This is a genomic window from Candidatus Vicinibacter proximus (assembly GCA_016713905.1).
Lineage (GTDB): Bacteria > Bacteroidota > Bacteroidia > Chitinophagales > Saprospiraceae > Vicinibacter > Vicinibacter proximus.
This window is the reverse complement of record JADJOE010000003.1, coordinates 996402-1023401: the sequence shown is the minus strand read 5'-3', so window position 1 is coordinate 1023401 and position 27000 is coordinate 996402. Positions and strand designations below refer to the sequence as shown.

At 38.8% G+C, this 27000-nt stretch carries 4 protein-coding genes; all 4 read left to right on the top strand.

The window, feature by feature from the left end; translation table 11 throughout:
- Window positions 1-169: 169 nt before the first annotated feature.
- The 4 genes from IPJ83_12555 (at window position 170) to IPJ83_12540 (ending at window position 26885) form a co-directional block, all read left to right on the top strand.
- Window positions 170-12448, top strand: a complete 12279-nt coding sequence (locus tag IPJ83_12555; protein ID MBK7881378.1) for a T9SS type A sorting domain-containing protein — start codon at window positions 170-172, stop codon at window positions 12446-12448.
- Between the two features lie 1030 nt (window positions 12449-13478).
- Complete coding sequence (locus IPJ83_12550; protein MBK7881377.1) at window positions 13479-17846, top strand: T9SS type A sorting domain-containing protein; 4368 nt, start codon at window positions 13479-13481, stop codon at window positions 17844-17846.
- A gap of 135 nt (window positions 17847-17981) precedes the next feature.
- Window positions 17982-22490, top strand: coding sequence for an HYR domain-containing protein (locus IPJ83_12545; GenBank protein ID MBK7881376.1), 4509 nt, complete (start codon window positions 17982-17984; stop codon window positions 22488-22490).
- A gap of 132 nt (window positions 22491-22622) precedes the next feature.
- Window positions 22623-26885: a T9SS type A sorting domain-containing protein gene (locus tag IPJ83_12540; GenBank protein ID MBK7881375.1), complete on the top strand. Its 4263-nt coding sequence runs from the start codon at window positions 22623-22625 to the stop codon at window positions 26883-26885.
- The last annotated feature ends 115 nt before the right edge of the window (window positions 26886-27000 follow it).

Below are 27000 nucleotides of genomic sequence, written 5' to 3'. Positions count from 1 at the left end.
TTAAAATTATTTAATATATTTTTTTTATTAATGGTTGGCAATATAGGCTAGTATTTACTACCTTTACTTGGTAATGTATAATGGATCAGGGTCCAATTATTATTTTTTGTAAAATCCTGAAATAGAATACTTTACAAGGATTTATTAATAGAACCTAACCAACCTGCTCATGAACTCAGTGCATGTAAAGAATGCTGTTGTTGCAATTTTTTGTAACAAGGTCACCTACATTTTATTATTTTTTCTCAGTTTTTTTCATACTAGCTTTAGTCAGGTCACCATTTCGGGAGGCTCAAGCGTCAATGGTCCTTATGCGACAGTAGCCGCAGCAGTTACCGCTTTAAATGCAGCTACAATTTCCGGTCCTGTAATGGTTAGTGTAACAGCAGGTCATACTGAGACTGTCCCTGCAGGAGGGATCGAACTTACGGCAACTGGTACCTCAGTGAACACGATTACTTTTTTTAAGTCAGGTATGGGTGCAAATCCATTGTTGACAGCTTATGTCAATGGTACAGGAACTCCAGGTACAGCTGTTCAGGATGGGATTTTTAGATTGGTTGGATCGGACTATGTAACCATAGATGGAATAAATTTAACAGAAAACCCACTAAATATTTCCAACCCATCTACCATGGAGTATGGTTATGGATTGTTCAAACAAAGCGTATCGAATGGATGTCAGTTCAATACCATAAAAAATTGTGTCATCACACTATCTTACATTAACAATGCATCCGGGACGCTTCCTGCGGTCGAGGGCTCCAGAGGAATTGATGTGTTAAATTCAACACCTACAGCAACTACAACTTCCTTAGTACCAACATTATCCTCAGGTACGAATTCAAACAATAAATTTTATACCAATACCATATCCAATTGTAATTATGGTATCGTATTAAGCGGGTACGCAGCCTCTTCTCCATTTAATCTTGGGGATACCTTGAATGATGTTGGTGGGAATTCTTTAATGACCGGCAATACCATTTTTAATTTTGGAGGAGCATCAGGTGCAACTAATCCATCTGCCGCAATCCGAGCTATAAACCAATGGGGTGTAAATATTTCCTTCAATACAATCAACAATAACAACGGAACACATTTTAACCATATTACTACTTTTAGAGGGATTTATGCCCAATCTGGTACCAGTGCCTCCGCTACGATCAACAACAACAACATCAATTTAAATGGCGGGGCAACCACCTCACAGTTGGCATTCATTGAAAATGGTATAGGTTCTACCCCTGCAGGAAATACTGTAAATATCAATAATAATATCTTAACCGGAAATTATCTAACCGCCACATCAGGAGTCTGTTATGGTATTTATAACAACGGGGCTACTCCTGCAGTTTTAAATATATTAGGTAACACGGTGAAGGATATCACGTACAGTGATCTCGCATTGACTGGTAGTGGAACATTGTATACTATTTACAATACCTCCAGTTTAGGCACCGTGGCTGTAAATATTATCAACAATACCGTTAAAAACATCAAGCGGTTTGGTACTTCTGGAGGCACCACAATTGGGATTTATAATTCATCCGGTACAACTGGTATGGCAGTAACGGTAAAGAAAAATTTAGTGGACTCTATGAGTATTGATGGTGCAGGAACCACCAGTACAATGTATGGTATTCAAACGTCAACTGGAACAGTAGTCTGTGATAGCAATACAGTGAGTAATTTAAGTTGTATTAAATCTACCGGTTCTTCAGCAATGTATGGTATTTATAATTTTGGATCCCCAGTGAATGAAAACTATAATTATAACAATGTTTTTAATCTTGTTCATTCAGGGACCGGTATAACTTATGGAATATACACTTTTACAACCACCGGTGTCAGGACAGTTTCTTTTAATACTGTCTACAATATTTCATCTCTAGGGACAACTGTGGGTGGAATAAACCAATCCAGTAGTGCTCCAACAATATTCAACAATAAAATTTACGACATTATAAGCTTTTCTACCGGAGCACCGACAGTATTTGGAATACAGATTACGAGTACCGGAACTGCGAATAATGCCAATGTTTACAATAATTTGATAGGGAATCTAAAAGCTCCGCTTGCAAGTACTTCTTCTGCAACTGCTCCCACTTTGAGAGGGATTAACCTAACAACTACATCAACTACTACTACCGTAAATGTGAGTTACAACACCATTTATTTAGATGCAAAATCTACAGGTGCAAATTTTGGTACCTGTGGCTTGTTTGCAACAACCAGTACCACGGCAACTTCCGCTACCCTAAATTTGAATAACAACAATATAATAAATTTATCCTATCCGAAAGGAACAGGTAAAACTACTGCCTATCAAAGGTCTTCGACAACATTAACCAATTATGGCAGTGGGTCAAACAGAAATAATTTTTATGCAGGAGGGACCTGTGTAAACCGATTGATATTTTTTGATGGTACCAACGCTGATTCAGTTTTAGCAGACTTTAAAACAAGAGTTTCCACCCGTGAAGCCAATTCTGTTTCAGAAAGTCCTTATTTCTTAAGCACTTTAGGCCCAAATGCCAACTTTCTTCACATTGATCCTGCAAAACCAACGCTTTTGGAAAGTGGTGGAGCTGCTGTAGCGGGTATCACCACTGATTATGATGGCAACACAAGAAATGCATCTACACCTGATATAGGTGCAGATGAATTTTCTGGAACTGTGGCCACTGCATGTTCAGGTCAACCGGTTGCCGGCAGCATTTCTGCCAATCCAAATCCAATTTGTTCTAATGGGGTAACCACAATTTGTGTTTCCGGGCAAAGTACAGGATCGGGACTTACTTATCAATGGAAATCTTCAAATGCTCCGGGAGGGCCATTTACAGATATTCCTTGTGCAAAGGATAAATGTTTTACAACTGATCCATTGGCTACCGGTACCTATTATTACAAGTTAATAGTTACTTGCCCTGCATCCGGCATGACTGATAGTACGGGTGTATTAACGGTTACAGTAAATTCTAGTCCAATAGCCTCAATTATTCCGCTTAATCCGATTAGTTGCGAAGGAATACCTGTTTTGCTTACTGCAAGTGGTGGTGTAAATTATTTATGGAGTACCGGAGCTACCACAACTTCAATAAATGTGAATCCTCCTTCTGCAACAAATTATACAGTGACCGTCACAGATGCAGTTGGTTGCACTGCAGTTGCTTCAAGTAGTTTATATATTAACCCAAAACCGAAAATATCGGTTTCGGCCACACCATCAAGTGTGTGTAGGTTAGGGACTAGTAACTTACTTGCCACTATTTTGGATACTGGTTACATAGCAAGTAAAATTAATTTTTCTCCTATCCCTGTGCCTGGAGCAGGTGTAACTCATTTGGTTACAAATGGCGTCGAAACTACAACTTTATCTGGTGGAAGCTTGGATGATGGTTATTGGTCAGGAATAGCCCTTCCATACAATTTTAATTTTTATGGAAATATTTTTTCATCATTAGTAATAGGTACAAATGGAAATATCCATTTTGGTACGCCAACAACCGGAGGATATGGAAGTGGCTTTCCAAATACTTCAAATCCTAATTTTACCATTGCTGGGGTCTTTGCAGACCTTGATTTAAGGTTAATTGCTGGAAGTATAACCACTGGTAGTTTGAATTATTTTACTGATGGTTCTAGCCCAAATAGAAGATTTGTTGTGAATTATGATTCTGTTGGCTTTTATAATTCAGGCTCAGCTCAGATTTTTTATACTAGTTTTCAAATTATATTGTTTGAAACTACCAACAATATAGAGGTTCACACAATTGCCCTTACAAACAGTACTTCTTCAAAGCTTCAAGGTGTTGAAAATGGAGGGGGTACTTCTGCAACAACTGTTATTGGACGAAATGGGACAACCTTATGGACAGGATTTCCAGATGCATTCAGGTTTTCAAGAGATTATTCATACAATTGGTCACCCTCCACATACTTATCCAGTACCACAATTGCAAATCCCGTAGCCAGCAATATAGCCCAAACAATAACTTATACGCTTACAGTTACCGATAATTGGAACGGATGTACCAATACCAGTTCTGTTACTGTAACAGTAAACCCAAATGCCAATATTTCTGAGACAGACAATTCTGGAAGTGCACCTAATGACAGCACGGTCTGTGCTGGAGATCTTGCTGTGATTACTGCTTCTGGTGGCACGATGTATTCATGGAGTAATGGTGCCACAACTGCCGCTATAAATGTAAATCCGATTGTAACTACAAACTATATTGTTACGGTCACTGATGCAGGAGGATGTAGTGCAGTCTTGAGTAGAAAAATTACGGTTACCCAAAAGCCGGTGATTGGAATGACCTATATGGAAAGTTCCGGCAATACACCTAACGACAGTATTATTTGTAATGGAGCTTCTGTAATGATCACAGCTTCCGGAGGAATTGGATACCAATGGAGTACCATGGCCAATACCGCAAAAATAACGGTAAATCCATCTATTACGACCAGTTACACTGTAACTGTAACGGATGCTAACAATTGTTCTTCAACCAGAACTACTCAAATCGTGGTTAACCCATTGCCAAATGCAGCGATTGTACCTCTGAATCCAAGCAATTGTTCAGGAAAAAACATTACCCTTACTGCATCAGGAGGCACTGGTTATTCCTGGAGTAATGGGGCCATGACAGATGCAATTACTGTAGCTCCTGTAATAAATACCACCTACACAGTGACGGTTACGGATGCAAATGGCTGTACTAAAACAGCAAGCTCCACTGTGAATGTACTTCCTAACCCAGGATTATCAGAAAATCATATTGAACCTACAACTTGTGTTTCCACAGATGGTTCGATTAATCTTACCGTTACCCCGACTGGCACTTATACCTATGCATGGATAGGTCCAAACGGGTATACAAACAATATCGAAGATATTTCCGGACTTGTCGCCGGAGGTTATTCTGTGACTGTAACTTCAAGCGGAAATGGTTGCTCATCCGTTTTAGCAGTAACTTTAAATGGTCCTGGAGGATGTAATGTTTGTCCTTCAATTGGCAGTCTTACAACAACCCCAGCAAATGAAGCATGTGATGGAACAAATGTCAATTTGCTGTCTTCGGGTCTTTCTAATATGGGCAATACCTATGGCATAACATTTAAAAGATCAAATGTGCTACTTACAGACCCATATTCCGGAGGAACTATCATTGCCACAATTCCAAATGCTGGCCTTGGAGGAGGAGGAACAACTGCTACGACTAATCATTTATTTCCTGGCACGGGAACTTATTATTTATATGCAATACTGTCCCCGGTTCCTATAGATATTTCGTGTAGACCTTCAGCTTCCAGAACTCTTGTCATCAATCCAACGCCTGTTGTGAACATAACTCCTGCAGTTGTAAATACTTGTCAAGGTCAACCGGTAAATATGAATGGTAATCCTTCTGGTGGAACTGGCGCATTTACTCATCTTTGGACCGGAACCGGTTCAGCTTTCTTAAGCAATACCGGGATTGTTAATCCAATCTTTAATTGCCCAACACCCGGAACTTATTCGCTAACCTATACGGTAACTGATTCAAAAGGATGTTCTGCTTCTTCAACCAGAAGCGTAACAGTTACTAATTGCACACTTAGTATTAAAGATCCATGTAGTTGTTTAAACAATGCTACTACATTGACCAATGGACAATTTAGTGAATTAGTTCAGGTTAATGCACCTTCTGGTCAAACATGGTCTGTAAGTGCAGTAAGTGGATTGTTTTTAAATTCAAGTCCACCTCCACCGGCAGCACCTTTAGCCATTCCAATAGGTACAACATTAACAGTTGGTACTGTCGATGGTATTGACAATGATAATGATGGACAATTTGATGAGGCTGACGAGAACGTTTATTATACTTTGAGAGGTAAGCATGTAGATGCCATTGGTTATACAGTATCTGTTACAAATAGTTTGGGTGTAACCTTAAGCATTGGAAACACTTGCTATTATCCAAATCCGCAAATCAATGGATTAAATGCTAATTATTGTATTACAGATCCACCCGTTGTATTAAATGGATCTGCCACTTTGGGGGATGGATCCGGACCAGCATCAGGAGTAGGTGTATTTAGAGTGAATGGTGTGGTAAATACTGTATTTAATCCGGCATCAGTTGGATTAGGAAATCATACGGTCCAATATTGTTTTGACGCTGCAGACAATGTGCCTAACAACAGACATCCTGGTTGTACCCAGTGCGTCAGTCAGGCTGTAACCGTTAATGGGCCACCAACAATCAGTTGTCCTGCGCCGCTTACTGTTGGATGTGCTATTGATGTTCCTGCACCAAATCCAGCCAGCGTTGTGGTTACTTCCAATCCATGCGCAAGTCCTGCAACAGTTACTCATGTCAGTGATGTGATCAGTAACCAAACTTGTGCCAACAGATATGTGGTTACAAGGACATATCGCGCAGTTAATAGTTGTTGCCCAGGAAGTGCAGTAACTTGCACTCAAATCATTACAGTTAATGATATTACGGCACCATCGGTAGTTTGTCCTCCTCCGGTTACAGTACAATGTGCCAGTGCAGTTCCGCCTGTTAATGTGGCTAGTGTTATCACTGCTGATCATTGTGGAAATGTTGGCATTGTAGTCACTCATGTTGGAGATGTAGTCAGCAATTTGACCTGCGTAAATAGATTCACAGTGAATAGAACATATCGGTCCACTGACGTTTGCGGTAACTCTGGAACATGTTCTCAGATAATAACGGTATCTGATAATACAGCCCCTGTTTTATCCTGTAGAAATATTTCTATATTCCTGGATGCCAATGGCAATGCTACGGTTACCCCTGTTCAGTTATTGTCCAGCGTGTCTGACAATTGTACTGCTACTCCTGCATTGGTCTTGACAGCTGTACCGTCCACATTTACTTGTGCCAACATTGGGCCAAATAATGTGAATTTAAGGGCTACAGATGAATGTGGCAACGTAGGCACCTGCCTTGCTGTAGTTACGGTAGTAGATAACCTACCACCGGTTATCATGGGTTGTCCAACAAAATCACCTGTTACCATAAACTTAGGACCTGGGGAGTGTGAAGCCAGCTGGGATGCACCACCATTTATGGCGATGGACAATTGTCCTGCGGGCGCATACTTTGGCAACCGAAATATGACTACGGTATGTTTGCCACCTGCATCTTACTGGTCTATTACCGGAGGAGCTGCGAGTTGGGGAGTGATGTTTGACTTGGTCAACACCTCGGGAAGTTTATTGAATTTACAGTTGTTGGGAGAACGAGCATTTGCGAACGTACCACACAACATCTATTATACAACGAATCCTGGCGGACACGCGCCGGTAGTAGCTACGCCGAATGCGTGGACCTTATGTGCGACAAGGACCCCTACATCCGGAGCACAGTTCACCACAGTGATAGACAGCTTCAGATTGTTGACCGGAACAAGGACAGATACGATCAAGCGATGTGCACCAATACAAACTGAGACTACAGTGTTGGGATGTTTGACGATGGCACCTGGAGAGACCAGAGGAATCTATATCCATGCACCTGGAACAGGAGGCACGAATGCATCCCTGTTCAGTGGCTGTGCCGGAAGACCGATGGGAGATGCCAATATTCGAACACCGATAGATGGAGCAACGTATACTGGAGGTCAGTTTGCAGCACCATTTATCAACAGTTCATTTGGATTTGGAGGCGCCAACTGGATGGGCGTGATCGGTTACAATCTGGCGAATTCGAATCGAGTTCCGTTGGTACAGACCTGTGGAGCGCCATATGGTCCTGGATGTTTTTTCCCGATAGGATGTACAAAGCTTTGTTACCGTGCGACAGATGCCTCTGGTAATGTGGGTACCTGTGAGTTTGAGGTGTGTGTAAATAAATACGCAAATCCAACCAGAGCACTGGCATGTAATGATGACATCCAAATCAGTCTGGACGATAGCTGCAGAGCTACGATCTACCCTGATATGGTACTGGAAGGAGGTCCATACTCTTGCTATGATGATTACATAGTAGAAGTTAGAGACTGGAAGGGAGGACCATTGATCGACCGTGATCCAAACAGGAGAGGGGTACAAATCAATGGCAACGACATAGGAAGAGAATTAAAGATAACGATAATAGATCCAGTAACCGGCAACAGCTGTTGGGGACATGGAAGAGTTGAGGATAAGATAGCACCTTACATGACTTGTCCTCCGGATGTAAGCTTATCGTGCGGATCGAGTACAGCACCAAGTGTAGCAGGTCAGCCAAGTGTTTACGAGAATTGTGGTGGAGCAAGTATTGGCTATCGTGACAGTGAAGTTCAGGGAGGATGTCCGCAAGGATATGCAAGAAGAATTACTAGAACCTGGACAGCCACGGATGCCTCCGGCAATAAATCAGTATGTGTACAGACCATTACTGTAAAAATTGGCGATTTGTTTGAGGTAACAGTGCCTGCGAATTATGACAATTTGGATCAGGCGGCATTAGAATGTGATGAGAAGATAGACAGGAACAAGAATGTAACGCCGCATATGTCGGATTTCCCAGAGTGTGTGGATGGTTATATTCTGGATTCCGCGTTTTGGTTGGCAAATCCAAACGCACCGGATCAGTATCCAAACAGAAGGTTACCGAGAGTGTTGGGTTGGAATTGTATCGATGATGTGAATGATCCACATTATGGACATCCAAGTCCTGATCCAGTGTATTATCCACAGCACAGACAATGGTCACCAAACAATCCATTGTGCTGGGGTCCTGACCGCCACATTATGTGGGTAGGAACAGGAAGACCTGGAGGAGCGGAGTGTTCTAATCTTACAGTGACGTATAAGGATATCGTATTTGACCTGGCGACACCTGGATGTGATGCAGGTCCTGTAGGCTGTTTCAAAGTATTGAGACAGTGGACAGTGATGGATTGGTGTACCAGCCAGGTGGGTGGTCATAACCAAATCATCAAGGTAATAGACGATGAAGGACCACAGGTATTGTATCCGGACAGTGCACGGGTGAATATGGAGAGCTGGACATGTACAGGACGCTGGGAAGTACCTGCGCCATGGATATTGGACAATTGTTCAAATGAAGTACACTACACAGTGGAAGTGGACAATGGAACGGTATTAGGAGATGAGACAGCAGGCTTTGTGGTGTTGGATATGCCGGAAGGAATATACAATGGGTATATAGTTGCAACGGATTGTTGTGGCAACATCACGAAGAAGCGAATAGTGTTGAATGTAATAGACCGAGTACCGCCACAGGCAGTATGTCGTACAGCTACGGTGGTGAGCCTTAATGGAAATCAGAGTCCATTGACGAATTATGCGAGATTGCATGCAGAAGATCTGGATGAGGGTAGCTTTGACAATTGCCAACCACATGTATACTTCAAAGTGATCAGAATGGCAGAATTGCTGGGAACGAACAATGGAAGTAACTCAAACAACGTGGTGGCCTGTCAGGGACGCAACGGAGATGACAACAGTATATTGGCAGGCAACCAGATTTATTTTGATGATTATACAGATTTCTGCTGTGCGGATGTAGGGACGAAAGTGATGGTAGTGTTACGAGTGTTTGATGTAGATCCGGGACCGGGACCTGTGACGCCGATCAGGATGACAAGTACGAGCAGTGTGTTGAATGGAAGATTCAGCGACTGTATGGTAGAAGTGGAAGTACAAAACAAAGCAGTACCTACAGTGATAGCACCACCGAATATAGTGGTAAGTTGCTGGTTCTGGTTTGATGTAACGAAGTTGACGAATCCGAATGATGCGACTTTTGGAAAGGTGGTAACGAGCTTAACCGACAGGAGGAAAGTGGTAACCAAGGATTTGGTATGCTACAAATTCTGTGAGCGCAATGATTATACAGGTTACCCTGGATATGTACAGACGAATGCACAACCGAAACCTGCGCCGAACCAGGCATGTGAATACTACTATCAGTATTTTGACACTGCACATTGGGACAGGAAGTATGAGTTGACCTGGGGATTTGACGGATATGTATTGAGTCCATGCGGGTCAACGCCTACAATTACGGTAAATGACCTAAGAGAGTGTGGTCAGGGTGTGATACAAAGGATCATTTCGACCACAGGACCTAACAACATCAATGTGACGGCGATACAGACAATCTGGGTAGTAGATTGCGATCCATTCTATATAGATGATGTAGCATGTAACGATCCGAGATATACGGACTTATTGTGGCCAAACGGAGTGTGTACACAGACGCCGGTAACCTTGGATGGTTGTGGAGCAGATATTTCCCCGGACAATCCACAATTGGGACGCCCACAGGTGATCAATAATGCAGATGACAACTGTGCGTTATTGTCGATAGAATATTTTGACGAGCAGTTTAACATAGAGCCGGATGCATGCTTCAAGGTGTTGAGGAGATGGGTGGTGATCGACTGGTGTCAGTACGATCCATTTATCGATCCTGATCATGGAAGATGGGAGGCATTACAGGTAATCAAAGTAAGGGATCAAAATCGTCCGGTGGTAAGTTGCAGTGTAGGACCATGTGAACCGGCGAAGATCGACAGCAAGTTAGGCGTGTGTGTAGGTCATATCAGTTTGACGGCAAGTGCTACAGATAATTGTACGCCAGCCGACTGGTTGTTCTGGGAATATAAGATAGATGCGTTCAATGATGGCAAGGGCGTACATGGAGGATATGACTTCCGTGTAGGCACGTTGACCAGCAAACAATATGCAGCTGGGGATACGGTAGAATTCAGTCACAATCCATTTGCAGATGACAGTCATAATCCATTCAATGCAAGTGGTACGTATCCGATAGGAATCCATAAGATAAAATGGTTTGTAGAGGATGGATGTGGCAATGTTGGTGTATGTGAGAGTTTGTTTGAGATCAAGGATTGTAAGGCACCGACGCCATATTGTTTGACCGGAGTGATTACCGTGCCTATGCCAAGCAGTGGATGTGTGGATATCTGGGCCAAAGATCTGGATAAGGGAAGTTATGACAACTGTACCAGTCAGGAAAATCTGAAATTCTACTTCGATGAAGATCCAACCAAACCATCGCTTACAGTTTGTTGTCAGGATTTTGTGGACAAGAAATTAAACGATGAAATAATTTTAGAAGTAGAACTGTGGGTTGAAGATGAAGAAGGCAACAAGGATTATTGTAAAACAATTATCGTCATTCAGGATAATCAAAACATATGCCCTAATGTGGGAACAGCAAAGGGTAAAATTAGCGGAAACATTAAGACGGAGACAGGGGTAGAAACAAGACCTGTTGAAGTTAGTTTATTCCACAATGGATCCATGATGAGACAAATGATGGGAAGTCCATATAGCTTCGGAGATTTGGTAATGAATACCATGTACAGTGTTAAACCAGAGCGTAACGATGAGCATGCAAATGGAGTAACTACACAGGATATCGTAAAGATCCAGAAACACATTCTTGGTCAATCAGAGATTACAGATCCATACAAATTGCTCGCAGCAGATGTGAATGCAAGTAAAACCATAACTGCTTCAGATATGGCTGAATTGAGAAAGTTGATCTTGGGTATCAACAATGAGTTCAGGAATGTAAAGAGCTGGACCTTTGTTCCTGCGGATTATGTTTTTGCGGATCCAAAATCACCATGGGATGCACCAAGAAGTGCTGACCTGATGTTGGATAAGAGTAAAGTGGTGGACTTTATCTCTGTAAAAATGGGAGATGTAACAGGAGATTCCAGAGCAAACGGTGCTCAGGGTATTCAAAGCAGAACGAATGGCAAATTGAGTTTTGAAATCAAGGACCAGGAAGTGATTGCAGGAGAAAGTTACCGAGTCAGTTTCAAATCATCAGATTTTAGAAATATTTCGGGTTACCAGTTCACCTTGAAGTTTGATCAGAGTAGTCTGATGTATGAGGGAACAGAATCAGGAGTGTTGAAGACCACAGAAGCTAACTTTGGAACAAAGCGAGTATCGGAAGGAATGTTGACAACGAGCTGGAATGCTGATAAGGGATTAAGTTATGGAAAGGAAGATGAATTATTTGTGATAAACTTCACGGCAACCAGAAATGGCGTGTTGAGTAAGATGATGGCAATAAACAGTAACATCACCTCAGCTCAGGCATACGATGAGAAAGACAATCTACTAGAGCCAGTGATGGGAGTGAGAACAGACAGAGGAATAGTAGAGAGTGGAGTATTTGAATTGTATCAGAATGAACCAAACCCATTCAGCAAGGAGACGGTAGTAAGTTATCGTTTACCTGAATCCGGAGCTGTGAAGTTAACAGTATATGATGTAACAGGAAAAGTACTTCGGGTATATGAACTTAAAGGTCAGAAGGGATTGAATCATCACCAGATTAGCAAAGGAGACTTGAATGCAACTGGTGTGTTGTATTATCAGTTAGACGCTGCAGATCATACGGCAACGAAGAAGATGATTTCCGTAGAGTAATAGAGATCAAAATATTTTTAATAAAAAGGCCTGCAGAGATGCAGGCCTTTTTATTTTTCAAATTCTTGCTGTAGAATTTTTTCTAGAAAAAGTTTCTTACTTATTAATTCAGTTAGATATATTTTTAAAGATTTCTTTTATTGGTGGTTAAACAAAAAATAATGAATTAATATTTTGCTAATCATATTTTTCGCTCTTTGATAATTAAGTAAAGCGATTTTATTTGATTTATTTTTCCATATTTTTTCACTATTATTTTTTGTTGAATGAAACCTTTTATAATTTTTACTTAGATCATAGAGTGTCAAAAAGTTTTATGAATGAGTTTTTCAACCCACAGCAAATCAAACATGATTATAAAGGTTTTTATTGAACGCACACTAGAAGATATAGTCGCAATTGATTGAAAATTGTGTAAGTGTGCAGGAAATCTAATTGCCAGTTTTATGTGAGCACAGAAAACTTATTATAGAAGTTAGTAAGGGAATTAATTGATATTTGAACGGACTAGTTTTCTTTTATAAGATTTTGTTTTAAAAAATAAATGAAATGTTTGGCTTTTTGGAACAGTTAGATTTTTGGAGTTGAGTATTTTCGTATGATATTATTTTATAATATTACTAGTCTTGAACATATAGAAATTTAATCCTAAGTTTTCCTTTTAATGAATATCTATCAAGTATTTAATAGACCTTGAAATTGGTCCATAAATTTCTTATAAAAAATATTTTCACTAATAAGTTGTTTTCATAAACTATAGTTTGCTTAAAAGTAGGCTATAATACATGTGGATTAAATATAATATGACTATATTAATTATTTTACGCATAAGTACATTTCATTACATCTTTTTTGGAACACAACTTGCTCCTAATTGCGAAGATTGGATCAAGTGATTTTAGATCACCAGTGCTCTGATATTATTTGCTCCGGTTATATCCCCCACAAGTGTATCCCCCATGGATCTGTGTTGCCAACACAGAGTCATTCTGATTTTTGGCAAAAACGAATTTACAAAACTTCATTTTTTATGAAAAGACCGTTATTAACAAATTTTCACTTTTCGTGGACTTTGAGAGGATTGATGCCTGTGCTTTTTTTGCTGGGTTCCTTCTCCATGGTAAAGTTGGAGGCACAGACTTGTGCGACATTAAATTTAGCTCCAAATGCTTATTTGTGTCAGAGCAACTCTCCGGCATCTTACTTTATTAACAATTTTGACATTGGTAATAGTTATTCCTTCCAGATACTTTCTGGATCAGCAACTATTAATCAAGTGTTGCAAACAGTACAGATAACCTGGCATACGCCGGGTGATGTTGTATTTGTTATGGTGGAAACACCTCCTTTACTGACATGTACTCCTGATACATTTCGTGTCAGAGTGGGCGCATTGTCAGCACCTCAAGTGAATTGTAATGACACTGTTAATCTTTCATTAGATGAATTTTGTCAAGGTGTTGTCACTCCTGAGATGGTAATCGAAGGCAATGGGTTTAATTATGCAGATTATAATATCGTTGTAAGAGATCCAATTACTAAAATTACAATTCCTGGAAGTCCAAATGTAAATTCAAGTTATATCGGAAAATTTCTTGAAGTTTCTGCTATACACCGATGCTCAGGTAATTCTTGTTGGGGAGTTTTGAGAGTTGAAGATAAACTCAAACCTATCCTCGCATGCAGAAGTGTAATTGTTAACTGTGGAGATGGAATATTGCCAACTTCACCAGGTGTAGGTTTTCCAAAGCCAATCGGGGCTCCTAATCCAATTGCAGTAGTTGGCAAACCAAATACATTTACCAGCACCTCATCATTTTATGATAATTGTGGCCCTACAACATTTACCTATTCGGATCGTGAGGTACAAGTAGTTTGTCCTCCGGCTGTTACTTATATTGATACTATTTTCCGAGATTGGACTGCAACAGATTCTTATGGTAATCAAACAAAATGTACAGATACCGTATTAGTCAGAGCAGGTTCAATTGCAAATATCGTATGTCCTCCAAGTTATGATGGCATAGATCCAGATCTTGGTGGACCTCTTCCAAAAAATCCTGACCCATTACAATGTAATGCAAGTTTTGCGAAGGATGGAAAAGGACATCCTCATCCTAGTGTTACTGGATATCCAACAGGTGTAAATTGCAGAAATATAAATTATACCTACACAGACATCAGACTGGGAGTTTGTGTTGGTTCCTATAAAATATTGAGAGAGTGGTTTATCGCTGATTGGTGTACTGGGCAAGATACCACTTGTATACAATTGATAAAAGTGGTAGATGACAGAGGGCCAATTTTAGTATGTCCTTCCAGAGATACTGTAGTAACAGCTGCTCATTCATGTTCAGGTGCTTATGACCTTCCCTTGCCTAGGATTATTGGTACAGAATGTTCAAATCCTTTAACCTATGATGTATTGGTTAAAAGGGGAGTGCCTAATATTATACCATCATCATTAGAAGCAACAAGAGTAGGTGTTACCAAAAGGTATGCCGGAACGAATTTAATTGGTTTTCACATTGAAGATCTTCCAGTGGGATTATCCTGGTTATTTTATGTGGTAACTGACGCATGTGGAAATTCAACTGAATGTGCCACTGAAATATTTGTAGAAGAGAAAACAAAACCAACTCCCGTATGTCACCAGGAAACTGTTGTGGCTTTGACGGATGCTGGGACTGCAAACATATTTGCTGCTTCATTTGATGATGGTTCACATGATAATTGTGCACTTGACTCATTTAAAGTTAGGAGAATGAATCCATCACCTTGTGGTGGTTCAGGGAATACTGCCTTTGCGGAATATGTTGATTTTTGCTGTCAGGATATAACCAACAATCCAATTATTGTGATCCTGCAGGTAAAAGATAAAGCAGGGAATACAAACGAATGTATGGTGTTGGTAACTGTTCAGGATAAAAAACCTCCTATAGTAACTTGTTTGCCAAACATTACGGTAAGTTGTGGATACGATGTTTCTGATTTGAATAAATTCGGATACTATAGAAGAAATGAATCAGACAGAAAACAAATTATTTTAAACGATCCATCAAATATCACGCTAGTCCAACCATACTTATGGGGTTTTGATGGATTGGTCATAGAAGATTGTAATCTTAAAGTGGATTCATCCATAAATTATTCAATTAATAATTGTGGTACCGGAGCCATTACCAGGAGATATACTTTCAGAGATGATTTTAATTCTCCTTATACCTGTGTTCAAACCATAACATTAAATAACTTTAAACCATACAATGGAGCATCTATTAAATTTCCGGCCGATACAACGCTGGAAGGATGTTTAAGTAGTGTGGATTCCAGCGTTACAGGCAGACCTACGTGGCCAAACAATATTTCATGCGCAACAATACTTACTACTTATGAAGATGAAGTATTTAGTCTTGTTGAAAATGTATGTTACAAAATATTAAGAAAATGGACAGTTATAGACTGGTGCAGTTACAATCCTTTGACCGGTGCAGGTCGGTGGACAGATGTTCAGGTAATCAAAGTGAAAAACACACAAAAGCCTGTTATTACAAGTTCATGTAACAATAGAAATTACGATGCAATTTCAGGTGAATGCAATGGATTTGCAGAATTGATTGCAACGGCAGATGATGAGTGTACTGATGATCAGGATTTAGTTTGGTCTTATAAAATTGACCTTAATAACAATGGTAGCATTGATATTAATGGAGCTTCAAACGATGCAAGTGGAGTTTACCCTGTTGGCTCACACAAAATCACATGGACAGTTGAAGACAGGTGTGGCAACGTAACAACCTGTACATATATATTCACCTTAGTTGATCGCAAACAACCTACTCCTGTTTGTCGCCCAGGCATCATTACAGTGATCATGCCAACTAATGGTCAGATTACTATTTGGGCCAGTGACTTGAATGCAAACAGTTTTGATAATTGTACTCCTGCTTCCAGATTAAGGTATTCATTTTCATCAAACCCATTGGATGCTTCCAGAACATATTTCTGTGCGGATCTTGATCGGGGTATATCAAAATCAGACACAGTTGATATATATGTAACTGATGAAGCGGGAAATAGAGATTATTGTACTACAAAAGTAATCATACAGGATGGATTAGGAAATGCATGTCCGGACAATTTAGGCGGTGGAAATACTACTGCTGGATTGGTTTCGGGTACTATTTCTACCGAACAAAAAAGTTCATTGCAAGAAGCCATGGTTACCATAAACGGAAACATGCCTTCTATGCCTAAATATCATATGACTCAGCAGGATGGACAATATGCATTTGCATCAGTTCCGCTTTCCGAAAACTATACCATAAAAGCGGTAAAGAATGATGACGCATTGAATGGGGTTACCACAAATGATATTGTGATTATCCAAAAACACATTTTAGGAATCGCACCTTTGGATAATCCATATAAATTAATAGCGGCTGATGTAAATGAATCAAAGAGTATTACAGCACGAGATATTGCAGATTTAAGAAAATTAATTCTTGGGATTACCAGTGAACTATCCATTAAAAAATCATGGGTGTTTGTAGAATCAAATTATAAATTTTCTGACCCAACCCAGCCTTGGTCATATAGTGATGTGATTAAAGTGGACAATTTAAAATCTGATATCTCAGAAAATAATTTTGTAGCAGTTAAACTTGGGGACATTAATGGTAATGCAAAAGCCAATCAGCTAGCAACAGTGGCGTCAAGAAGTTATTCAGAGGCAACATTACAAGTAGGTGAAACAAAATTTCAGAATGGAGAAGAAATTATTTTACCTGTGAATTTGCATGGGTTGAATATGCTAACCGGATTACAGGTAGAATTTGAGTTTGATCCAGCTAAGCTTGAACTGGTTGATATTAAATCTGGAACATTAACTGTAGAATCTTACAATTACAATCATGATATGATTGCTAATGGTAAAATTCGCTTAAGCTTTGATCAGGCATCAGGAGTGTCATTGGAAAAGGAATTGTTTAGTTTTGTTTTTAAAGCAGTTGAAAGCGGAGAATTAAGTAATTCATTTGCCTTAAGTAATGGAAATTTTGCTTCGCAAGCCTATGGTGCTCAAAATGAAGAACTAAATCTAAAGTTATCTTTTTTAGATTCCAAATCTGAAGTTAAAGGGTTTTATCTATATCAGAATAAACCAAATCCATTCAGTACATATACAGATATTTCATTCCTCTTGCCCGAATCTGGTCAAGCAGTTTTGAAAATTTGTGATGTCAATGGTAAGGTTCTTAAGCAAATAAGTAGAGAGTTTAAATCTGGATTAAATAGTATCCAGATCAATAACAAAGACTTAAATCAACCTGGTATTTTTTATTACATCCTTGAAACGGAGAATAATAGGGCAGTTAAGAAAATGATCCTTATTCAGTAATTATTTATCAATCCCCCCAATTATTACCCTTTTTACCAATATGGTATTCTCGAAAGACCGTTTGAGGATCTCAGAAATTGTCAGATTAAAACTCAATAAATGAAAAATATTAATACAAATAAAAAATTATTCAAGATGAGCGAAATTATTACTTCGACACAACTTTCAAACTTGAAGAGCAGCTTTGACAGGCTTCAGATCAAGCAATGGGTTGTCATGTTGTTGTGTGCTTTTGGATTAAGCATTCAACTAGAAGCTCAGTGTTTTACCGTTACCAAAACCTTATTGGGCGTTGCACCTGCGACCAGTGGAATACAGGGAAATATTGATGTTACTTATCAAATTGAAGTAACCAATGCCAACTGTTTGATCGCTGCGAATATAGATGTCCGCGACAATGCAGGTTTAGGCTCTAACTTTGGTACAGCATTGGTTGGTGTTGTTGGGGCTCCTGTGCTGGTTTCAATTGATAATCCAGCGCCAAATAAGGGTGGAGTTCTCAATCTTGCATTTACTGGTATAACCCCGAATGACAATCTTACAGATGGGTCTGGGTTTTTATTGCTAGGTGAGAAAGTTATATACCGTGTAACCTTCCAGGTTAATCCTAGAGCCTCAGGTGCTCCGGCTTCGCTGAACAATTTTGTGACTGTAAATAATTCACTTCCTATACCGGGAGTTGCTGTAAATTCGAATGTTGCTACTATTCCAAATTGCTGGACCAATTGCCAGCTGGCTTGTAACAATACTGTTCAGGTTTCTGTAAATAGCATGTGTGAAGCACAAATTGTTTCTCAAATGATATTAGAAGGGGAGTCTACAGAATGCGCAGATTTAGGTTTTTATCAAGTAACTATTTATTATAATAACCAATTGGTTAATTTGCCCTTAGGGCAATCCTGGATTGGTAAAAAATTACGAGTTAATGTTAGGAATATAGTATGTGGAAATAGTTGCTGGGGTAATTTGCTTTTAGAAGATAAAACTCCACCAGTACTTGTTTGTGATCCAAGAGATACTTTTAGCTGTGGTATCAGTATTGATCCAATAAATCTTGGATTTCCAGTAAACCCTGCATTTGTAAATACAAATGTTTATCCATATATCGTAAATGGAATTGATGCTTGTGGTACAGTAAGCTTGAAATATCGTGATAGTATTGTGAGATATGATTGCTTAAACAGAGCGCTAAGTGCTACTATTTACAGAACATGGTGTGCAACGGATCCGGGAGGATATACAAATTGTTGTACGGATACAATCGATTTACAAAGAGGAACCATTGCTGATATTACTTTGCCTCCTCATTTTGATGGTCAACCGGGTAATCGACCTGCACTTTCTTGTTCAGGTAAATGGAAAAAACTGCCTAATGGTTTGCCAGACACATCCGAAATTAAAAATGATTTGATCACAGGAGAATTAATTGGTGGAACAGGGAGACCTTTGGGTATTTTTTGTGGCAACATTCAATTTGATTTTAGTGACGATACTATTGCAGTATGTCCAGGTACTTATAAATTATTAAGAAGATGGTTGATTATAGACTGGTGTGATCCGAATAATCGGGTGAATTTTATTCAACTTATTAAAGTAGTGGATGAAAGCGCGCCAAAAGTTACATGTCCTACAACCATTACGATAAGTACTAATCCTACGACTTGTACCGGATCATATATTTTACCGGTTCCACAAGATTTATTGCCAGGAACTATTCCTGATGGAAGGGTTCCGTATGTTTTGGAAAATTGTTCTAATTGGACATATTCGGTTTCTCATTTGGCTGCAATCGATCCTAATGATTGTACTCCGGATCCTAACACAACCGGATCAACTAAAAATATTACAAGAATGCCTGATGGTAGATATCGGGTGGATAACATGCCTTTGGGCTGTAATTGGATTTATTATACGATTTGTGATGCCTGTGGTAATTGTACGCCATGCACCTTTGATATTTTTGTAGAGGACAAAACACCACCTGTTGCAGTTTGTCAACAAAAGACTGTGGTTTCATTAACCTCCAATGGTTGGGCTACAATTCCTGCCAGTGTATTTAATGGAGGTAGCCATGACAATTGTGAAATGGGTTCTTATAAAGTAAGACGAATGAACCCAGGTCCATGTGGAATTTCTGGAACTACATTTGCAGATTCATTGGCATTTTGTTGTGCTGACATTAGAAATAATCCAATTAGAGTTGTACTAAGAGTTTTGGATAAAGCCGGCAATAGTTCCGAATGTATGGTGGATGTAATAGTGCAAGATAAATTGCCACCAGTTATTACCTGCCCTGCGGATGTTGTCGTGAGTTGTGAAACAGATTTAAGTAATCTTAACGTATTCGGAACTGCTACTGCAACAGATAACTGTGGGTTTACAATAAGTACTAGAATTGAAAACGGTTTATCCAATTGTGGAGTGGGCGTAATTACCAGATGGTTTATTGCAACAGATGATGGAGGAAGGAAAGATAGTTGTGCACAGACCATAACAGTAAGAGATACTATGCCTTTTAGGTTTGCTGACATTATATGGCCTGCTGATATAGTTATTGAAGGTTGTAAGAATAGTGTGTCGACTGATGTAACTGGTAAACCAATATATAAAAATCAGGATCATTGTAATCAGGTCGTAGCATCATATAAGGACCTCAGCTTTAATTTTGTCGAAGGTGTTTGTTATAAAATTTTGAGACAATGGACTGTTATAGATTGGTGTACTTATGATGCACACAATCCTACAACTGGAGTTTGGTATCATACCCAAGTTATAAAAATAAACAATTCTAAAGCACCTGATTTTACAAGTTCATGTGCGGATAGAGAGCTTTGCATAACAGAAAATTGTTCAGTTAATGCATCTTTTAGTGCGACCGCTACGGATGATTGTACACCACAAGATGAGTTGTTGTGGTCATATACTTTGGATAAATTAAATAATGGAAGTGTGGACGCCAATGGCTCTAATCCTAGATTTAATGCCACACTTGAAGTTGGGACTCACAAAGTTACCTGGACTGTAAGTGATCAGTGTGGAAATAAATCGACTTGCAGCTATTTAGTTAAAGTAAGAGATTGTAAAGCACCTACGCCTTATTGTAATCCGGGGATAATTACTGTTATCATGCCTAGCAATAGGGAAGTAACCATTTGGGCAAAAGATTTTGATCTTGGAAGTTTTGACAATTGTACGCAAGCAAATAACTTAAAATTTTCAATGAGCCCTAATGTTAATGATATTTCAAGAACTATTAGTTGTTCGGATATTGAAAATGGAAAATCTGACACATTTAGTATTGAAGTATATGTAACAGATGAAGCAGGAAATCAGGATTTATGTCGTACTACCTTGATTGTACAGGATAACCAAAATGTATGTCCGGACAGAAATGTCAACTCAACAACAGTGGCTGGCTTAATCACAGTGATTAATAATACCAAGGCTGAAAGTGTTCCTGTAAAAGTCATTCAGGAAAGTACAGGAGAAACTTTGGAGCAAATAACCAATCAGGATGGAAAATTCAGTTTTGTGGATTTAAAAATGAATGAAAGTTATTTGGTGTCACCAGCTTTAGATGTTGATCCACTTGAAGGAGTAAGTACTAAGGATATAGTAATGATCCAAAAACATATTTTGGGAATACAAGAGTTGTCAAGTCCGTACCAATTAATTGCGGCGGATGTGAACAAATCAGAATCTGTTACCGCAAGAGATCTTGCTGATCTTAGAAAATTGATCTTGGGAATAAATGATGGATTTCCAAATAATAGCTCATGGAATTTTGTGGATGAGAAATTCGTTTTCGATCCTTCAAATCCATTCAAATACCCATCTAATATCACACTAAATAATGTGAACCACGAAATGATGGAAAATAATTTTGTGGCTGTTAAGACAGGTGATGTTACTGGGGAGGCAAGTACAGGATTAAATAATTCAGCAACCAAGAGAAATTTGAAAATTTCAGGTCTTGAAATTGAAATGGCCTCAATGCAGATGGGACAATCTTATAGTATTCCAGTATATGCTTCAAATGATATGAGCAATTTGGAAGGATTCCAGTTTGAACTTAAAGCAATCGAGGGAATGATGTCTTTTGATGGTATTGAAAGCGGAATGATAAAAGTAGATCCGAATCACTATGCCATCAGAAATCAACATGCGAACCAAATGCGAATATCTTGGACAAGTGATCAAGTGTTATCTGTAGAGCGTGGACAATTGCTTTTTAATATAAAAGTGAAAGCACATCAGAATATGGAATTGAATGCTGGTGCTTTGACAATGAATTCTGATGGTTTGCATGCTGAATTATATACCACTAATAATGAATCAGATCTAAAGCTATTGTTTAGATCTTCAGAACAAAAACCTTTGGAAGGTTCTTATGAATTGTATCAAAATATTCCGAATCCATTTACCGGCAATACTACAGTCTATTTTAGATTGCCAGCAGATGAAAATGTAAAGCTCAGCATATTTGATATGTCGGGTAAATTGATACAGACTTATAATCTTACAGGAAAAAAAGGTATCAATACCTCAGAAATTAATATAGAAACGGAATACAACGGCATTCTATATTATCAATTGGATACAAAGAATTTCATTGCTACACGTAAAATGGTAGTTATAAGATAAACGGTTCTTGGGTAATTTGGCTAAGCCGGGAACCGAAAGGTTCCCGGACCCTAGCTAACCCTAAGCAAAATATCTACTAAACCGATTAAACAAATGAACATGAGAAATTCAATACAAAATAAAAATGGTCTTATGAATCCAATAATTACAAAGCCTTGGGTGGGACTCAACTTATTGCTATCAGCAATATTGTGGATGGTCTTAAGCTTAAACACTCAAGCTCAATCATTGGTGGCACAGTTTGGAACGGACACTAGCGTATGTCCTAACAGTGTCTCCAGAATTTACAACATTAGTCCTGCTGCAGGTGCATGGACATTCAGTTTGCCAAACGGTGGAGGTACTGTTGCCTCCTCTACTGCAACCTCAGTAACAGTTAATTGGGGTTCTGTACCAGGTACATATTTTGTCCGCGCAACGGACGGAATTATAGTTCTTCTTCGCAGTGTTGTGGTAGAAGGTGACTTGGCATTGGCTTGCGACGATTTGGTAAATGTCTCACTGAATGACCGTTGTGAAGCTTTAATTACGCCATCTGTAGTCATTGAGGGAAGTAATTATCCTGATGACAGTTATGCAGTGACTGTATATAATACAGATGGAAGTGTAATTCCAGGTAATTTGGTAAACTATTCCCATTTAGGTAAGAAACTAAGGGTGCATGTAAGACATATTTGTTCAGGCATCACATGTTGGGGTTATATTTTTATTGAAGATAAATTCATACCCAATCTGATCTGCAGAACTGCCGATATTACTGTGAATTGCTCGGATGATGTAAGTCCTGCTTCTTTAGGATTTCCTGTACCTCCGTCAGCTTCAATCATCCCTGTTGTTGGAGATAATAAATGTTTCACAGTAAGGGGATTTGACCTTTGTTGTGATGTGGAGCTTTGCTATTTTGATATTTACACAAAGTATGGGTGCAATCAAGCAAATTATGCCCAGTATGACAGAACTTGGGTGGCTAAGGATTGCAAAGGAAATACCACTACATGTAAAGAGCGAATTTTGGTTAGACAAAGCACCCTTATTGGTGTGGTGTGTCCACCGAATTTTGATGGTTTTACTAATCCTGCTTTAAACTGTGATGATAAAGAACCGGCCTCCGGTCCATATCCATCCGGTTGGAATGCTTTAGACAATGGGAATCCATCTCCTTATGATTATGTCAATGCCGCAGGACAATTAATTTGGAGAGGAACAGGATATCCTTTGAATGTAAATTGTGATCATCTTGCGGTATCCTATAGAGATCTTAAAATTCCTATTTGTGGTAATTCTTTTAAAATATTTAGAAATTGGAAAATTTTTGACTGGTGTACAGGAGAATATATTGAATGCAATCAATTGATAAAAGTGGCTGACCACAAAGCGCCGATTATTGCATGCTCCAACAATTATCAAGTATTTCCCATGGACTATTATTCTTGTACAGGAACTGCAACGGTAAGTGGACCAGACTTGATACTTGACTGCAGTCCTACCACGTTGGCTGTTTCTTTTAAGAAAGCAGGCCCTGACGGAACTCCAGAAGATGGAGATTTTAGAACCGATGGAGTAACTTATTTAGGTGGGGGTAAAGTTAGAATTTCCGGATTACCTGCAGACACTTCTTGGGTAAGATACACGGTGACGGATGCTTGTGGTAATGAAACCAGATGTGTAGTGGAAGTTATTATTGAAGACAACCTTGATCCAGTTGCAGTTTGTGATGAACATACTGTAGTATCTCTGGGAGACAGTGGCGTTGCAAAAATTTTTGCAGCAAGTTTGGATCAGGGCAGTTTTGACAATTGTGCTGTTGACTCAGTATTGGTCAGAAGGATGAGTGATAATTGCAACATATTAGGCAACACTACATTTGGTCCATTCGTAAAATTCTGTTGTGAAGATGTTCAGCAAAGCCCGATTATGGTAGCCTTGAGAGTCATCGATAAAAATGGCAATTTTAATGATTGTATGGTTTCAGTAACAGTTCAAGATAAAATCGCACCAGATATTACTTGTCCAAGAGATGTAACTGTAAGTTGCACAACGGATATTTATAATTTCACAAATGTCGGACAAGCCACTGCCGTGGATAATTGTCCTGGTGTTAAGATAACATACAAAGATGATTCAACAGGATTCAAATGTGCCACTGGTGTTATCAACAGAAGGTGGAGAGCAGAAGATCCGGGAGGAAGATTTGATTTGTGTGATCAAAAAATAACTATTGTGGATCCTAATCCATTGACATTTTCTCAAATTACTTGGCCAGGAGCAGATATCACAGTTGCAGGTTGCAAAATTACTGATGCAGATCCTAATCTAATAAATTCTTTCCCTAGATGGGCAGCAAGACCTTGTGCCAATATTATCAGAGGATATGATGATGAAAAGTTTTATAATGTTGAAAATTTCTGTATTAAGATCATCCGTCATTGGAGGGTTATTGATTGGTGCCAATATGATGTGAATTCTCAAACGCCAACTGGAGTATGGACGTTTGATCAAATTATTAAGGTTCAAAACACACGTCCTCCTACAATAGATCCGGTTAGTTGCGGAGTAAAAGCTCCTGTTTGTGCACAAGGATCTGCTTGTTCGGCTTTTGTGGATTTGTATGGTTATGCGACAGATGATTGCACTGATTCCACTTCATTAAAATGGAGTTATACTATTGATTTTGACAACAATGGTTCAGTAGAAGTGACAGGAAATACAAAAAATGCTTCTGGAACTTATCAGAGAGGAACGCATCGTGTTAGATGGTCTGTGACTGATTTGTGTGGAAATACAGGTACATGCGATCAAATCTTTACTGTTAAAGATTGCAAGGCGCCAACACCGTTCTGTAAAGCAGGATTGATCACTGTAGTAATGTCCTCCAATGGTTCAGTTACTGTTAAGGCAATAGATTTTAATGAAAAAAGTGAGGATAATTGCACAGCAAAACCTAAATTGAAATATTCATTTACTGCTAATGTAAATGATACTACCAGGACTTTCAGATGCAGTGATATTCCAAATGGAATTTCAAAAGATACATCTGTCAGAATTTATGTTACGGATGAGGATGGTAATCAAGAGTTTTGTATCACAACACTTACTCTCCAGGATAATACAGGAAATGCTTGTCCAAACAGGTTGACCAATGGAGGAACAGTGTCGGGTTTGATAAGTGCAAATACAAGTGCTCCTTTGAAGAATGCAACAATTGAATTGATTAAGTTAAATTCTAAAATGGGTGAGATAAATACACCTGATGAAGGGTTATTTACTTTCCTGGATTTACCTTATGGCGAATCTTATGATCTAGCACCATACAAAAATGATGATCCAACCAATGGTATATCCACGGCTGATATTGTCATGATACAAAAACATATCTTAGGTCAACAGACTTTTGACTCTCCTTATAAGTATATTGCAGCAGATGCAAATAATTCAGGCACAATCACAGCTGCTGATATCTCTGAGTTGAGAAAACTTGTTCTGGGTGTATCAGATAAATTTAAAAACAATCAAAAATCATGGAGATTTATTCAAGGTGGATTTAAGTTTGAAGATGATGCTAATCCATGGTTGAACAACGGCTGGCCTGAATTAATTCATGTTGAAAATCTGCAAGGTGAAGTTAAAGACAATAATTTTATGGCAATTAAAATTGGCGACATTAACTACACTGCCAAAACAAATCTTGCAATAGCCACACAGACCAGAACTGCCGGTAGTTTATATTTTGAATTGGAAAATAAGTCATTCATGCCTAGTGATCAAATTAAAATACCAATATATGGCTCCGGTAATGATAAAATTTCAGGATTCCAGTTGTCTTGGAAATATGATCCAAATGTAATGGAGATCCTTTCAGTACAATCTGGTCAGGTTGGCATTGCAGATGGTAACTATAGTCTTGTTCAATCAGAAGATGGTTTATTGAATATGAGTTGGAATGGTGATGAGGCTATCAAAATTCAGAATGACATACCTTTGTTTTATCTCATAACAAAGTCTTCACGCCCAATAAATCCTGTGAAAGATATTGCAATATCAAATTCAGGTATTGATGTTGAGGCTTATAATGATGAATTGGAAGTATTGGAAATACAATTGAGAGACAGAAGTTCACACAAAGGACTTGTAAAATATGAGCTTTTCCAAAATTCGCCAAACCCATTCAATGACAAAACAAATATTGCATTTTATACCCCAGTTCAATCTAGCGCTTTGATTAAAATTCATGACTTGTCCGGAAAATTACTGCTCGTAAAGCAAGTTAAAACTTCGGTTGGGTTGAATAATGTTCAAATCGATCAGAATGAATTCAGCAATCGTTCAGGTGTGTATTATTATACCCTGGAGACCTCAGAATTTGTTGCAACTAAGAAGATGATACTATCTAAATAATCATTGTTAATCAATCGGTTTAGTGAAAGTGTCCTTTGATCCCAGAGGGCACTTTCTTTTTTTATTTATTTGAAAAATGGGAGAGTATTAAAATATTGAATATCATTTGAAATTT